The 14,243-nt window shown below is 46.8% G+C and carries 14 protein-coding genes, 1 tRNA gene and 1 rRNA gene; 12 read left to right on the top strand and 4 right to left on the bottom strand.

Annotation, left to right across the window (positions count from 1 at the left end; genetic code table 11):
- The 12 genes from rrf to AC1DLI_RS27825 form a co-directional block, all read left to right on the top strand.
- Positions 1 to 112, top strand: a 5S ribosomal RNA gene (rrf, locus tag AC1DLI_RS27880); the annotation flags it as partial.
- A gap of 88 nt (positions 113 to 200) precedes the next feature.
- Positions 201 to 1,394, top strand: a complete 1,194-nt coding sequence (locus tag AC1DLI_RS27875) for a GNAT family N-acetyltransferase (RefSeq protein ID WP_477607967.1) — start codon at positions 201 to 203, stop codon at positions 1,392 to 1,394.
- A gap of 145 nt (positions 1,395 to 1,539) precedes the next feature.
- Positions 1,540 to 2,997, top strand: coding sequence for an IMP dehydrogenase (gene guaB / locus AC1DLI_RS27870; RefSeq protein WP_477607965.1), 1,458 nt, complete (start codon positions 1,540 to 1,542; stop codon positions 2,995 to 2,997).
- A gap of 185 nt (positions 2,998 to 3,182) precedes the next feature.
- Positions 3,183 to 4,472 (top strand): D-alanyl-D-alanine carboxypeptidase family protein, encoded by a 1,290-nt coding sequence (locus AC1DLI_RS27865; protein ID WP_477607973.1) that lies wholly within the window; start codon positions 3,183 to 3,185, stop codon positions 4,470 to 4,472.
- Between the two features lie 128 nt (positions 4,473 to 4,600).
- Positions 4,601 to 5,482, top strand: coding sequence for a pyridoxal 5'-phosphate synthase lyase subunit PdxS (gene pdxS / locus AC1DLI_RS27860; RefSeq protein ID WP_477607963.1), 882 nt, complete (start codon positions 4,601 to 4,603; stop codon positions 5,480 to 5,482).
- A gap of 77 nt (positions 5,483 to 5,559) precedes the next feature.
- Positions 5,560 to 6,144, top strand: a complete 585-nt coding sequence (gene pdxT / locus AC1DLI_RS27855; RefSeq protein ID WP_477607961.1) for a pyridoxal 5'-phosphate synthase glutaminase subunit PdxT — start codon at positions 5,560 to 5,562, stop codon at positions 6,142 to 6,144.
- Between the two features lie 52 nt (positions 6,145 to 6,196).
- On the top strand, positions 6,197 to 7,483 hold the full coding sequence (gene serS / locus AC1DLI_RS27850; protein WP_477607959.1) for a serine--tRNA ligase: 1,287 nt from the start codon (positions 6,197 to 6,199) through the stop codon (positions 7,481 to 7,483).
- A gap of 87 nt (positions 7,484 to 7,570) precedes the next feature.
- Positions 7,571 to 7,659 (top strand) — tRNA-Ser (locus AC1DLI_RS27845).
- A 126-nt stretch (positions 7,660 to 7,785) separates the two neighbouring features.
- Complete coding sequence (locus AC1DLI_RS27840; protein WP_419876001.1) at positions 7,786 to 8,133, top strand: hypothetical protein; 348 nt, start codon at positions 7,786 to 7,788, stop codon at positions 8,131 to 8,133.
- 15 nt (positions 8,134 to 8,148) lie between these two features.
- Positions 8,149 to 8,325, top strand: coding sequence for a hypothetical protein (locus AC1DLI_RS27835; protein ID WP_308998635.1), 177 nt, complete (start codon positions 8,149 to 8,151; stop codon positions 8,323 to 8,325).
- Positions 8,326 to 8,370: 45 nt separating this feature from the next.
- The gene (locus AC1DLI_RS27830; RefSeq protein ID WP_477607956.1) at positions 8,371 to 8,520 is read left to right on the top strand and encodes a small acid-soluble spore protein P; all 150 of its coding nucleotides are present in this window, start codon (positions 8,371 to 8,373) and stop codon (positions 8,518 to 8,520) included.
- A gap of 147 nt (positions 8,521 to 8,667) precedes the next feature.
- A complete protein-coding gene (locus tag AC1DLI_RS27825) occupies positions 8,668 to 9,726 on the top strand; it encodes a hypothetical protein (RefSeq protein WP_477607954.1) in 1,059 nt (352 codons plus the stop codon).
- Between the two features lie 67 nt (positions 9,727 to 9,793).
- On the opposite strand, the gene AC1DLI_RS27820 is transcribed toward AC1DLI_RS27825, so the two are convergent.
- The 4 genes from AC1DLI_RS27820 to AC1DLI_RS27805 are packed head-to-tail and all read right to left on the bottom strand — an operon-like array spanning position 9,794 to position 14,103.
- Positions 9,794 to 10,552: a PHP domain-containing protein gene (locus tag AC1DLI_RS27820; RefSeq protein ID WP_477607952.1), complete on the bottom strand. Its 759-nt coding sequence runs from the start codon at positions 10,550 to 10,552 to the stop codon at positions 9,794 to 9,796.
- Between the two features lie 29 nt (positions 10,553 to 10,581).
- Positions 10,582 to 11,409, bottom strand: a complete 828-nt coding sequence (locus AC1DLI_RS27815; protein WP_477607950.1) for an energy-coupling factor transporter transmembrane component T family protein — start codon at positions 11,407 to 11,409, stop codon at positions 10,582 to 10,584.
- Positions 11,396 to 13,225 (bottom strand): ABC transporter ATP-binding protein, encoded by a 1,830-nt coding sequence (locus AC1DLI_RS27810; protein ID WP_477607948.1) that lies wholly within the window; start codon positions 13,223 to 13,225, stop codon positions 11,396 to 11,398. Before AC1DLI_RS27810 ends, AC1DLI_RS27815 begins: the two co-directional genes overlap by 14 nt.
- On the bottom strand, positions 13,222 to 14,103 hold the full coding sequence (locus AC1DLI_RS27805) for a DUF8171 family membrane protein (protein WP_477607946.1): 882 nt from the start codon (positions 14,101 to 14,103) through the stop codon (positions 13,222 to 13,224). The genes AC1DLI_RS27810 and AC1DLI_RS27805 overlap by 4 nt, the downstream gene beginning before the upstream one ends.
- Positions 14,104 to 14,243 lie beyond the last annotated feature (140 nt).

Here is a 14,243-nt window from a genome sequence, read left to right as displayed (position 1 = left end):
TGGCGATGGCGGAGGGGAACCACGCGTTCCCATACCGAACACGACCGTTAAGCCCTCCAGCGCCAATGGTACTTAGACCGCAGGGTCTTGGGAGAGTAGGACGTCGCCAAGCACGAGAGACCTATCGCATGTGATGCGATAGGTTTTTTTGTTGTTTATGCGTTATGATAGAGCTATATGAAATGAGGAGGCGTTTCTTAGTGGCAAAGCAAATTGAAATTAAGCATATGAGTATGGAGCATTTTTATGAAAGTATGGCATTATCGCAATTTGCATTTCAGTATGAGAGATCAGCTGATGAGCTTGAAAAATCTAAGGAGCAGTTTGAATTGGAGCCAGCAGTAAGGTATGCGGCGTATGTCGATAATAAATTTGCAGCGCAAGCCGCGGTACTGGAGCTTCAAACTTACATAGGCGGAGAAATTTTTGAAATGGGTGGTCTTGCCGGGGTTGCGACATGGCCAGAGTATAGAAGGCAAGGATTAGTAGCTCAAATCATAAATCAAGCGCTTCTCGAAATGAAATCCAAGGGCCAGTTAGTTTCATTTCTTGCTCCTTTTGCCTTTGGTTTCTATCGTAAATTTGGCTGGGAGACGTATACCGAACAAAAAGCTTACACGATTAAGTCAGAGCAGCTGCCTGCGAGAACTACTTATGAGGGTCGGATTGAGCGATTTGATGGCGACTATAGCATATTAAGTGTTATATACCATGCCTTTGCATCAAAGTATAATGGTTCATTAGTGCGTACGGAGCTATGGTGGAAATATAGAATTGGGAAAAGAAAGCCTGGGCAGATCGGTCTGTATTATGATAAAGCCGGCGATGCGATTGGCTATGTGATTTATGAAGTGAAAAATAGCCGATTATCGGTTCATGAGCTCATATACTTAAATGAAGAGGCGAGAGGCGCATTATGGTCGTTTATTTCGCAGCATGATTCCATGATCAATGAGCTCACCATTACGGTACCATCGGATGATCAGCTTCCATTTTTATTGTCTGATCCGAGAATTAAGCAGGAGATCATTCCTTATTTTATGGCGCGTGTCGTGGATGCAGAGAAGTTTATTGACCGCTATTCCTTTACGGCATCGAATGCCAACGATCAAATTCCAATACGGTTAATCGATGAGCATGCCACTTGGAATGACGGCTGTTATTTGCTCCAAATAGATACAGCTGGAAAAGGTGTTTTTACCCGTTTGGACGAAAATGCTGCCATAGAAAATGCATTAAAAATGGATATTGGGTCTTTTACAACGTTGCTTTTAGGGTACCTGAGACCAACCCAACTCGCCCAATTTGCACGAATTGAAGGAGATACTGAGCTGATTAAACGCTTACAAGTTCGTATTCCCGAACGAACAACGTATTTACCCGACTTTTTCTAAAGAAATACCATTCAGCGAGTCTTCCAAATGGAGTATAAAGTGGATGTAACAAAGCTATTCATCAGCCTTGACAGCCTATACCCCCTCTGCTAATATTGCTAATAATATATGTGAGACGTACTTAAATTAAGGGAGGAACATACTCGTGTGGGAAACGAAATTCGCCAAAGAAGGGCTAACGTTTGACGACGTCCTGCTTATTCCGCGTAAATCAGAAGTGCTGCCTAGAGAAGTTGACATCTCGATTCGATTAAGCGAGAACATTAAGCTAAACATTCCGCTCATTAGCGCTGGCATGGACACCGTTACAGAAGCCGCATTGGCGATTGCAATAGCGCGTGAGGGCGGTATCGGCATTATCCATAAGAACATGTCGATTGCGCAGCAAGCAGAGGAAGTAGACCGCGTAAAACGTTCGGAGAGCGGTGTAATTACAAATCCATTCTCGCTTACGCCTGATCACCATGTTTATGACGCAGAAGAGTTGATGGGAAAATACCGCATCTCAGGCGTGCCGATTGTTGACCAAGATAAGAAGCTTGTCGGCATTTTGACCAACCGTGATTTGCGTTTTGTACATGATTATTCCATTAAAATCAATGAAGTCATGACTCGCAATAACCTCGTTACAGCACCTGTAGGCACTACGCTTCAGGAAGCTGAAGTATTGCTTCAGAAACATAAGATCGAGAAGCTTCCACTCATCGATGAGTCGAACACGCTTAAAGGTCTTATTACAATAAAAGATATCGAAAAAGCGATTCAGTTCCCGAACGCGGCTAAGGATAAGCATGGTCGCCTGCTTTGCGGAGCAGCAGTAGGGATCTCGAAGGATACAATGGATCGTGCGGAAGCCTTGGTACAATCAGGTATTGATGTACTTGTTGTCGATTCGGCGCACGGTCACCACATTAACATTTTGGACGCAGTTCGCAAGCTTCGTGCTGCTTACCCGGATCTTACGATTATTGCGGGTAACGTTGCGACAGGAGAGGCTACACGTGATCTAATTGAAGCTGGCGCATCTGTAATTAAAGTCGGTATCGGTCCTGGATCGATTTGTACGACTCGTGTCATTGCAGGTATCGGTGTTCCACAAATTACAGCAATTTACGATTGTGCATCGGTAGCTCGCGAATACAACATTCCGGTTATTGCAGACGGTGGTATTAAGTATTCTGGTGACATCACGAAAGCTATCGCATCTGGAGCAAGCGCGATTATGATCGGAAGCTTGTTTGCAGGCACAGCTGAAAGCCCTGGCGAAACGGAAATTTTCCAAGGTCGCAGCTTTAAAGTATATCGCGGCATGGGCTCGATCGGCGCTATGAAAGAAGGAAGCAAGGATCGTTACTTCCAAGAAAACGAAAGTAAGCTTGTTCCTGAAGGTATTGAAGGTCGTGTTCCTTACAAAGGACCGCTTGCGGACACAGTTCATCAATTGCTAGGCGGCTTGCGTTCCGGCATGGGCTATTGCGGTACATCCTCACTGGACGAGCTTAAGAATGATACGCAATTTGTTCGCATTACAGGATCTGGCCTTCGCGAAAGCCATCCGCATGATGTGCAAATTACGAAAGAAGCTCCGAACTACTCTCTATAATTTACATTTATTTAATAGGAATGAACAAGGACAGGGAAAGCGATCGAGTCGCTATTCCTTGTCTTTTTTTATGAAGGATTACTCATTCTTCTAACACCGTGAAGAGGTTTAATTGTTAGGGTTTGATATGTTACAATTAACAACGGACAAACCAAGTGGGAAAAGGGGAGACGACGTTGAAGGAAATGGTAAGACCGGTTCGGTTAAAGTCGGTCATCGCTGCAAGTTTGGCGGTTTGGATGGTAATGCTGTCGCTTGGTTCTGCGGTGGCGCTGGCGAATGGTTACGAAGGAAGACCTAGCACGGAAAACTCTTTAGGCTTGCAGGTTAAAGCAGCTATTTTAATTGACGCGGAATCCGGTCAAGTTTTGTATGAGGTTAATTCAGAGGAACCGCTTCCTGCTGCAAGTATGACTAAGCTAATGACGGAATATATCGTACTTGAAGAAATTACGAATGAGCGTCTATCCTGGGATGATGTAGTGAAAACAAGCGAAGAAGCTGCCTCTACGCCGCCGGATGGCTCGTCCGTATTTCTAGCACAAGGCGATCAACATACGGTTAGAGATTTATATAAAGCGATGGCAGTAGGCTCAGCTAATGATGCAACGATTGCTCTAGCTTCTCAAATTGCGGGCAGCGAACAAGGCTTCGTAACCAAAATGAATGAAATGGCGGATAAACTCGGACTTAAAACGGCCATTTTTACAAGTGCAACGGGACTATCGGAAACAACTGTGATTTCTGCATCCGATATGGCCAAGCTGGCACAAATCATTTTGAACGAGCATCCGGAGTTTCTGGAATATTCGAAGCTGCAGGAATATAAATTTCGCGAGCGTGACAAAAATCCTATCGTTAACATCAACTGGATGCTGGGCACGAATGTAAATCAAACAGGACTTAAGCATTTAGCCTATGAAGGCGTTGACGGAATGAAGACAGGCTTTATTAATTCAGCCGGCTACAACTTTACGGGCACGGTTAAACAGGGCGAACAGCGCTTTATAAGCGTTGTTATGGATACAGCAACCAAGTCGGCCCGTTTTAACGAAACGGCAAAGATGTACAACTACGGTTTCAGCACTTTTGAGAAAAAGACGGTGCTTCCTCCAAAATCCGTGGTAGAAACGGTACAAACGGTTAAGATTAAGAAGGGTAAAAAGAAATCCCTTCCGGTAGTAACGGACAAGGATATTACTTTCATGGTGAAAAAGGGCTCAGAGCCTAAGATCGAGGTTGTAGAGAGCAAAGTGAAAAGCGAGGACGAACTTGTTGCTCCAATCCCGGTAGGCACAGTGGTTGGAACGGTTACCTACAAGTATACGGATGCGGAAACAAAGCAAGAATTGAAGCATACTGTGAACTTGATCACGACTGAAGACGGACAAAAAGCAGGTTGGTTCCGTTTGATGTTCCGCGCTATCGGCAATTTTTTTGCAGGTTTGTTTAACGGAATCGTCAATTTGTTCTAATCCGAGTAATGAACATGGAAATAAAGTAAATCAAGGCTTGTCGATTAATCTTCGTTCCTGTAAAATCAATGGTTAGAACAACTGCGGTAATATACATTTTAATGGATGAAAATAGGAGGATTTGAAGCATGGAAACAGGTACATCGCGCGTAAAACGCGGCATGGCAGAAATGCAAAAAGGCGGCGTCATAATGGACGTTATGAGCGCCGAGCAAGCGAAGGTAGCAGAAGCAGCAGGTGCAACAGCGGTAATGGCACTTGAGCGCGTCCCTTCAGAAATTCGTGCAGCTGGCGGAGTCGCTCGTATGGCGGATCCGACAATTGTAGAAGAAGTTATGAAAGTCGTTTCTATTCCAGTAATGGCAAAGGCTCGTATCGGGCATTATGTAGAAGCTAAAGTGCTCGAATCACTGGGCGTTGACTATATCGATGAGAGTGAAGTGCTTACGCCAGCCGATGAAGTATTCCACATCAGCAAGAATGAGTTTACGATTCCATTCGTATGCGGAGCGAAAGATCTTGGAGAAGCTTTGCGCCGTATTCAAGAAGGAGCTGCTATGCTTCGTACGAAGGGTGAACCAGGAACAGGCAATATCGTAGAGGCTGTTCGTCACCTTCGTCTGATCAATGGTCAAATTCGTAAAATTCAAGGCTTGTCGAAGGACGAGCTTTATCATGAAGCAAAAATTCTTGGCGTAGCTTATGAATTGCTTCTTAACGTACATGAKACTGGCAAGCTTCCAGTGGTTAACTTCGCAGCAGGCGGAGTAGCTACACCTTCCGATGCAGCTTTGATGATGCATCTTGGAGCAGACGGCGTATTCGTTGGTTCCGGTATTTTCACATCGGAAAACCCAGAGAAATTCGCTCGTGCAATCGTTGAAGCAACTACTCATTATCAAGATTACAAGCTAATTGCTGAAGTATCGAAAAACTTGGGAGCTGCTATGAAGGGGATTGAAATTTCCAAGCTTAACTCTTCTGAGCGCATGCAGGACCGCGGTATCTAATAGTTGTAATATGCAGGTGCCGGCTTAGCGCGTATAGCGCTGCCGGCCCTTGCCCGTAAAGGAAGGCGATTAGAGCAATGAAGATAGGCGTACTGGCGCTTCAAGGCGCTGTGGCAGAACATATACGAAGCTTAGAATTGGCGGGCGCAGAGGCGGTCGCCGTTAAGCGGGTTGAGGAGCTTGAAGGGCTGCAGGGTCTTGTTATTCCCGGTGGCGAGAGCACGACAATCGGTAAGCTGATGCGGAAATACGGCTTTATGGAAGCCATTGCGGATTTCTCCGCACAGGGCAAGCCATTGTTCGGTACTTGTGCAGGCCTTATCGTTTTGGCGGATCAGATTGAAGGACAAGAGGATGCACATTTACGTCTCATGGACATGACAGTTGCTAGGAACGCTTTTGGCCGGCAGCAGGAAAGCTTTGAGACGGACTTAGATGTAAAGGGTATAGACGAGCCTGTTCGCGCAGTCTTTATCCGAGCGCCCTTGATCAAAAAAGTCGGTTCTGACGTTGAGGTATTGTCTACATACAGAGACGAGATCGTTACGGCTAGACAAGGACATCTTCTTGCTGTTTCGTATCATCCAGAGCTTACCGACGATTTTAGGCTGCATGCTTATTTCGTTGATATGGTGAAGGAAGCAGCTGCAGGTAAAGAGTAGGATTTACAAAAATATTATAAAATCACTCCCTTCAGAGAGGGGCTTTTGAAACGTGCTGGATGTTAAATTGTTAAGAAATGAGTTCGAAAAAGTGGAGACAGCACTTCGCAACCGCGGGGCTTCACTCGATCTGATCGTTAATTTCCCTGTGCTTGATACGAAGCGCCGTGATCTTATCCAGGAAACGGAACAGCTAAAAAGCCGTCGTAATACGGTATCGCAAGAAGTAGCCAAGCTCAAAAGAACGGGCGAGGATGCCGAATCACTCATTGTTGAGATGAGAGAGGTTGGCGACCGGATTAAAGAGCTGGATGATGAACTGCGTGAGCTAGAAACGCAAGTGGAGGAGCTTACGCTAGCGATTCCGAATATTCCTAGCGATAGCGTTCCGATCGGTAAATCGGAGGAGGACAATGTAGAGCTTCGCAAAAACGGCGAAGTGCCTAGCTTTGACTTCGAGCCGAAGCCGCATTGGGAAGTTGCGCAAGCGCTCGGTATTTTGGATTTCGAGCGTGCGGCAAAGGTAACGGGTTCACGGTTTACGTTCTACCGGGGCCTTGGCGCGCGTCTTGAGCGTGCGTTGATTAGCTTTATGATGGACTTGCATAGCGATAAGCACGGTTATGAAGAGGTGCTGCCTCCGTATATCGTTAATCGCGACAGCTTGGTTGGAACGGGACAGCTTCCAAAATTTGAAGAGGATTTGTTCAAAATATCCGATTCCGATTATTTTCTAATTCCAACGGCTGAGGTTCCGGTTACGAATCTTCATCGGGAAGAAATTTTATCGGCTGAGGAGCTTCCAAAGTATTTTGTGGCCTACAGCTCTTGCTTCCGTTCGGAAGCCGGCTCTGCTGGACGCGATACGCGCGGCTTAATCCGTCAGCATCAGTTCAATAAGGTTGAACTGATCAAACTGACGAAGCCCGAGGATTCCTACGACGAGCTCGAGAAGATGACAGCCAATGCGGAGAAGGTTTTGCAGCTGCTGGGCCTGCCTTACCGGGTTCTGGCTCTTTGCACAGGCGATATGGGCTTTACAGCGGCCAAAACGTATGACCTTGAAGTCTGGCTGCCGAGTGCAGGCACTTATCGGGAGATTTCGTCCTGTTCGAATGTCGAGGATTTCCAAGCACGTCGCGCAGGTATTCGTTTCCGCAGAGATACGAAGAGCAAGCCTGAATTCGTTCATACCTTGAATGGTTCCGGTTTAGCTGTCGGACGCACGTTTGCGGCTATTATCGAGAACTTCCAACAAGCAGACGGGTCTGTAACCATTCCAGAGGTATTACGTCCGTATATGGGTGGAGTCAGCTCGATTCCATCAACTAAGCTTTAAAAAAATTTTTTTTGCCACAAGGTCAAAATATAGTTGCATCTGTATTTTGACCTGTGGTACAATATCTCTTGTGACAATTGAATGTACGGAGAGATACCGAAGCGGTCATAACGGGGCAGTCTTGAAAACTGTTAGGGTGCAAGCCCACGTGGGTTCGAGTCCCACTCTCTCCTCCATATTTTTCTCAGATTACATATGAACAAGCCCAGACGCTAAGCGTTTGGGCTTTTTTTGTAATAGCTCCCCTCGTATAAAATAATGCCGCTTTTCGCATGTTATACGATGTGGAGGTGCTTTATTAAATGGGTAAATCAGATGAGCTGCAAATGAATCAAGAAAATTTGGCAGATGCTTGGCGGCAAACCTTGCCGGAGATGTTAAACAGTGCGGATCGCAGCAAGGTGTTGCCTGACGAGTCCGATTCCAAGTCACTGCGTGTGACAATTGAAACGGCGGGGCATCAAGCGTATTCGTTCGATTTTAAAGTAACTTATGTAGACAGCCGTGAGGTCAAGGTCGAGTTTATTGACGTGGAGAAGGATAAGATATCCGTCGATGAACGTGGAGAAGTCATTCAAGAGCTTATACAGGATTATACAAGACATTTGCATGAATGTGCGCAGGCGCTGCAGCGTTTGACGCATGTGTAGAGGAGAGAATAACCCATGACGCAAGCAAAGGGAACGGCTGATAAAAATTTATCCAATGTGGTGGATGCGCTAGCTGTAGAACCGGTCAATAGTCACCAGGCTCAGCAGCTACAGCAGGACAAAAACGATCGTCGTCACCAAGACGCATTAAATCATGATCAGCCCGCCAATTTAGAGCATCAGAAGAGTTAGCAAATGCTGAAGTTAAAATAAAACTCTTACTGGAGGAGAATGTGTATGTCAAAGCCAGACAGCGTACCCGTGCCGGAAAATCCTCAGAACATCAAACAGCAGCGAAATGGCGGAGGCGGGCAGCAGGAGCCGTTATCCGGATCGAAGAAAACAAAGCAAAGTAATCATGTGAGCCATAATAACCGTCAGGGGTAATACAATAATTCTTTGGCATTAAAATGAATAGATCAAACGTCCCGTTTCAGTCAGCTGAAACGGGATTTTTTGGATATAACTTCTAAAACGTGCTTTTTTAGTATAGAATGGAGGTGCTCATACAAAGATAGGGGAGGAACTTATTACATGAAAAAGTTTCAAAAAGTAGCGGTGCTTTTATTAGCCGTTATTTTGGTCGTTATTGCAGGCTGCAGCTCGGGCAAACCGCCGAAGGAAGCTTTGCAAGCGGCTATGACAAAGACATCACAGGCGGACTCATATGCTATAAAAATGTCCATTGGATTAGATGAACTGGAGATCCCGCAGGACGCAGCCATGCAAGGCGATGCTGCTGCAACAGCTGCTATTGTAGGCATGATTAAGGATGCGTCGATTACCGTTGACGCCGTACATCAGAAAGACCCGATGCGCACAGACTTGAATATGGAAATCGTCATTCCGGGCGACATGGAAATGAAGCTGACGGTGCCGATGATCCTGACAGAGGAAACGCTGTACGTAAAGGTGCCGCAAATTCCAATGCTGCCTTTGCCTGAGACGATTACAGGCAAGTTCATCAAGATTGATCTAAAAGAGCTTGCAGAGCAGCAGGGCGCGGCTGAGCTTGATACAGCTGCCCAGCAGAAGCTAGTCAAAGAGCTTGGCGAAGTGCTGCTTAAACATTTTGACGAGAAAACTTATTTCAGCGAGCCTAAGGCCGAAGATGCGGGTCTACCGGCTGATATGAAAGCCGACCAAGTCGTTGTATTCGAAATTAACGAGAGCAACTACCCGAAAACGGTAGATACAATCGTTAATGAGGTGCTTCCTGAGGTGCTGAACGTGCTTCTGGCCAATGAAGCCACGCTTAAATCGTTGCAGCTTGAGAAAGCGGATATCGAGAAGTTCAAGACTGACCTTGAAACGAACAAAACAGAAATTTTAGATACGCTTAAAAATGATGTCAAAATCAACACGTTGAAGGCTACGGCTGCGATCTCGGATGGTTATCTCTCGTACCAAGCAGCTAAGCTGAACATTACCGCTTCGGATAAAGAAAGCGGTCAGAACATGAAGTTTGGCATTCATTATGACGTCACGTATTCGAATATCGGCAAAGCACCGAAGTTCGAGAATGAAATCCCGACAGACGCGATTACGCTTGAAGAATTGACTAACATGTTCCAAATGCCGACTGGACTATAATCACTCATAAAAAGAAGCAGCTCTTGGTATCCAAGCGCTGCTTCTTTTGTATTGCAATTCGTTAAACTCAGGCAACAACCATCGACTTTTTCAACAGTTCTTTCATCATTTGCGCAGCCTTTACTTTAACGTTCAGGCAAGGTGATATTTCAAGCTGATAATTCCCATTCAGAAGCTCATTACGCAGCTGTACCGCTGTGTGGCATTCATGATCCAAACGGTTGATGACGCTGCCGAACTGCAGGGGCTGATGAGAATCGCTTCCGGCACTGACCGGCAGGCCAAGCTCATCCGCGAACTGCTGTACTTTATCGGCCATGCCAAAGCCGTACTGGAATAAATCCTTTGCGTTCACGTCAAGCGTATCGAGACGCTGGAGCGTTGCTACAGCATGATGCGTGAGCGGTGTGCTCTCCCTCATCGGGTGAGCGCCGATCCGAAGCAGGGGAAAATCATCGGTACGGTCAAGCAGCTCCTCTAGCGGTATGAAGCTATCCTTCGTGGTATGTGGCTCAAGCTGCTGCCTCAGATCACGAATAATCATACGATTGCCAATAAGCAGAATATGCCCCTTGTTTGCCACGTCCACCTCCATGCCCGAGAATACCTTCAATCCCTCGATAAGATAATAATCATTCTTGTAGTCAAAGTGATAGTCCAGCTGATCCAGCATGTCCGTAAAATTCAGCGTATTAAAATGTTCGGTCAGCGCCACGGCCTGCAGCCCGTTTTCCTTCGCTTCGCGAACCATCGAAAGGAAGTATTCAAGTGAAAAATGCGTTTTCTTCGAGAGCTTGCCATGTGTATGCAAATCAATATTCATCATAAGTAAATAATCTCCATTCCATAGAAAGATTAGAAAGAAATAAAATGCCCAACACCAACTAGCGCAATCATAAACAGCAAGGAGCAGCCGAGAAAAATAAAATCATACGGTCGAACTTGCATATGAGAAAGCTTCAGCCGTTTCGCTTCAGGACTGACCAGTGCATAGGTGAAGCCGCGCACCTCTAACGCTTCCACTGTCGTTCTGGTCCGCTTGGCCGTATTCAAAATGAGCGGATAAAAGGCGAAGACGCCGATTTTAGCCATATAAACAAGTGACCGCATATACAGAAAGCCTTTCTTGCGGGGTGCGCGACCTCGCAGCCGGAACGAGTGGATCAGATTATGGTACTCCTCAATCAGAATCGGAAGCATCCGGTAGCCATAAGAGACGCCGAAGCTGAATTGCCCGGGCATTCCCATACTAAGCAGTGCGTCGCTGAGCTTCTCGGGGTCCATGCTGGAAAAGACGGCAATGCTGGCTAATGAGATGAGTAATATTTTTAACGTTAATGTCATGAGCGGCCATACCCCGGCTAGGCTTCCGCCGAAGAAGAGGGAGCCGAATAAAATGTAGCTGATTTCGCTGACGAGTCCGACGCCCATGATGATTAGGACAAGCGGACTTACCTTAGAGGACAACGTGAGCGCCAGCATCGGAATAAGCATGCCGAGCAAAATAGCTTTGTTATGAATAAACCAGGGCGCTATGGCGAAAAAGGAGTACCAGATGAGCAGGATACGCGGATCAAAGCGCGACAGCAGGGTCGACTGCCTGCCGAAAGCGGTACGCATTAATTCAATTTTAATTTGTTCTACGCTCAGCTTGTCGAGCATGCTTTGCTTAATGGCTTCCAATGGTATGGCCCTCCTTATCTAAATGTGATTTTCGGGTGGATAACTGTGCACCGGTAAAACGCGCCGTGAATTCGGCAACGGATAAGCAGGGCGGCTCAATGCCCAGCTGCTGGCTAAGCAGGGCAATTTGGGGTGCAATGAGTCCCGCTTTCTCAAGAACGGCAGTATGGCTGAAAAGTGAGCGTTGATCGGTATCAAGTGCCACCCGGCCGTTATGCATGACGATGACGCGATTGGCCCATTCGGCGACAAGCTGCATATCATGTGTAGCGATAATCGTTGTTTTCACTTGATTTTGCAGCTGGGCTAACATTTCGGTCATCTCGCGGCGGCTTGAGGCATCAAGGCTGGCGGTCGGTTCATCAAGCAGCATGACGGTAGGGCGCATGGCTAAGCCGATGGCTAACGTCGCCCTGCGCTGCTGTCCGCCGCTTAGAAGCCTGCCGTCTCGTTCCTGCAAGTCAGTCAGGCGCAGCCGATCAAGAATACCGTCGACAAAGCTGCGGTAATCCGGGATGCTGCGGGCTTTTAAAAAATACTCAATATCCTTACGGATAGAATCTTCAATAAACATCTCCTCAGGATTCTGATAAATGTAGGAGACAAAATCGGATAATAGCTCGGGCGAAGCCTGCTTGGTCATATGCCCGCATACCTCCAGCCGTCCAGTGCTTGGTCGACGAATGCCTGACATTAATTTCAGAAGCGTTGATTTGCCCGCACCGTTATTCCCAACCAAAGCGATACGATCCCCTTCATAAAAACTAATCGACATATCACGAATGACGGGGTGCATGTCTCTCGTGATGGTTTTATAGGCATAGGAGACGTCGGTAAACGTAATAAGCTGTTTCTTAGGGTAAATGGTATTGTTATTTTGTTCGTTAATGAATGAACTGTCCTCCACAATGAAAGGCTGTGCTAGCACCTTCCTAAAATAGCTTGCCGCCTCATCGACTGTTATCGGGTAAAGCTGACCGCCTTTTGGCGAATGCATTCCGGCTGCCTCCGAATCGCGAACGGCCATTGTTACCTGCGGAGGCAAAATATGCAGGGCAGCCAGCTCGTCAACGGCGGACAACGCTTCTTGAACGGGTTTGACCCAACGTATCGTTCCGCAATCCATGAGCACGACCTTGTGACAGTAATCCGCAATAAATTCGGTATGATGCTCGATGACGATAATTGTTTTTCCGTATTGCTCATTTAATATTTTGAGCTTGTCATAAATAAGCCTGGCATGGAACGGGTCAAGCTGGGCCACTGGCTCATCGACAATAATAATGTCAGGATCGAGCGACAATGCGCCTGCTAGAGCCGTAAGATGCTTTTGTCCGCCGCTTAGCTGCCAAATCCACTGCTCCTTCAGTTGTTCAATGCCAAGCATAGAAAGCGCGCGCAGCCCTCGTTCCTTGTAATCCGCAAAACCATAATTAAGCGGAGCAAAGCAGGCCTCGTCATAGACGGTGGGACGAACGAGCTGATTCTCAAAATCTTGAAATACATAAGCAACCTTGCGGGATAAGGAGGACACGGTCTCCTCAGCAGCAGTAAGACCAGCCACCTCGATTGAGCCGCTTAAATCGCCGACGTAGTAGTTCGGAATAAGGCCATTGAGACATTTACACAGAGTCGACTTTCCGCTGCCGTTTGTGCCGGCGATCGCAATAAATTCGCCAGGCTGGATAGTAAGATGAATGTTGTGGAGTGCTGTGCCTTCCGCACCAGGATATTGAAAATGAACTTCCCTCAGAGCTATGATTGGAGCCGCCTGAAGCGGCTCCTGCGGGGTATTCTCTGTGTATGTAGGTCTCAAAGCTTTATATCCCCCGATGTGCGAGCAGACTTGGATTTGGCGCGGAAGGCAGCGAATAGGGTAACGGCAAGGACCAGCACGGCTGCAAGAACGCTAACCCAGATGAAGCCGCTGCCGTACTGTTCGATAAATTCGGGCTCCCATACGGCGATATTGATGTCCGCTTCGGATAAGAACTCAGCGATTACGCCAATAAAAACGAATAAGATAGCGGTAATAAGAAGACGCGGCGTCATGAGCTGGCCCAATGAAACAATAACTCGGCTGTCACGCGGCTTCATGCCAAGCAGCGGCTCTATTTTGCCATACAAACGAGGAACAAGAAATAAGGTTGGCAGGAGGGAGAAGAAGATACCCGTAATAACCATGGCATTCAGGAAGCTTAGACCTTCAATGAGCAAAATGCTCTCTGGGATACCAGGAACAGCCTCGAGCTCTTCAATACCGAACCATACTTTGCTGATATCGACAATTGCGCTTAGCATTTGGTCAATACCGACCGCGACGAAGGAGGCGAGCGCGAGCTGCTTCCGATTGCGGGGATCGCTAACGAGCAGTCCCGCTATGTACATCGCAATTGTAAATTCAATAAATTTCTCCAGCTCGCCAAGCCCGCCGAATTGCCCAAGCAGCAGCTCGCCGAAAATAACCTCTCCAAAGGAAGCGCCAAGCGCAGCATACAGTGGATTAAATAGAATGCATAGCGTAAGCGGTATAAAGGCAAAATATTCAACTTTCAGCTCAACCGGACCAAGCTTAAGCTCAGGAATGAGCTCGGAGAACATGTTGGAGATACCGTACAAAGACATCGATAATATGAAGACCATAAGCTTTTGCGATTGCGTTAACTCGTAACGGCGCTTAGGCGCTGAAACCATTGGGATTCCTCCTAAATTTTTATGTGAGGCGGATTCCGTTTTGAAAGCCTCGTTTCAAAGCGAATCCTTCTACAATATAGGGATTAAGTGTTTTCGGATCATCAACGAATTGTATGGATTGTGTAAAATAAAATACATTT

Source organism: Paenibacillus sp. 01T443 (assembly GCF_056398325.1).
This window is presented reverse-complemented; position numbering and strand designations above follow the sequence as displayed.

Bases quoted from the DNA above. Each gene is read 5' to 3' on its own strand.
- AC1DLI_RS27805 (WP_477607946.1), bottom strand. From the start codon at position 14,103: ATGGTTTCAGCGCCTAAGCGCCGTTACGAGTTAACGCAATCGCAAAAG.
- AC1DLI_RS27835 (WP_308998635.1), top strand. From the start codon at position 8,149: ATGACGCAAGCAAAGGGAACGGCTGATAAAAATTTATCCAATGTGGTG.
- AC1DLI_RS27830 (WP_477607956.1), top strand. From the start codon at position 8,371: ATGTCAAAGCCAGACAGCGTACCCGTGCCGGAAAATCCTCAGAACATC.
- AC1DLI_RS27865 (WP_477607973.1), top strand. From the start codon at position 3,183: ATGGTAAGACCGGTTCGGTTAAAGTCGGTCATCGCTGCAAGTTTGGCG.
- pdxT (WP_477607961.1), top strand. From the start codon at position 5,560: ATGAAGATAGGCGTACTGGCGCTTCAAGGCGCTGTGGCAGAACATATA.
- AC1DLI_RS27840 (WP_419876001.1), top strand. From the start codon at position 7,786: ATGGGTAAATCAGATGAGCTGCAAATGAATCAAGAAAATTTGGCAGAT.
- AC1DLI_RS27820 (WP_477607952.1), bottom strand. From the start codon at position 10,552: ATGATGAATATTGATTTGCATACACATGGCAAGCTCTCGAAGAAAACG.
- AC1DLI_RS27825 (WP_477607954.1), top strand. From the start codon at position 8,668: ATGAAAAAGTTTCAAAAAGTAGCGGTGCTTTTATTAGCCGTTATTTTG.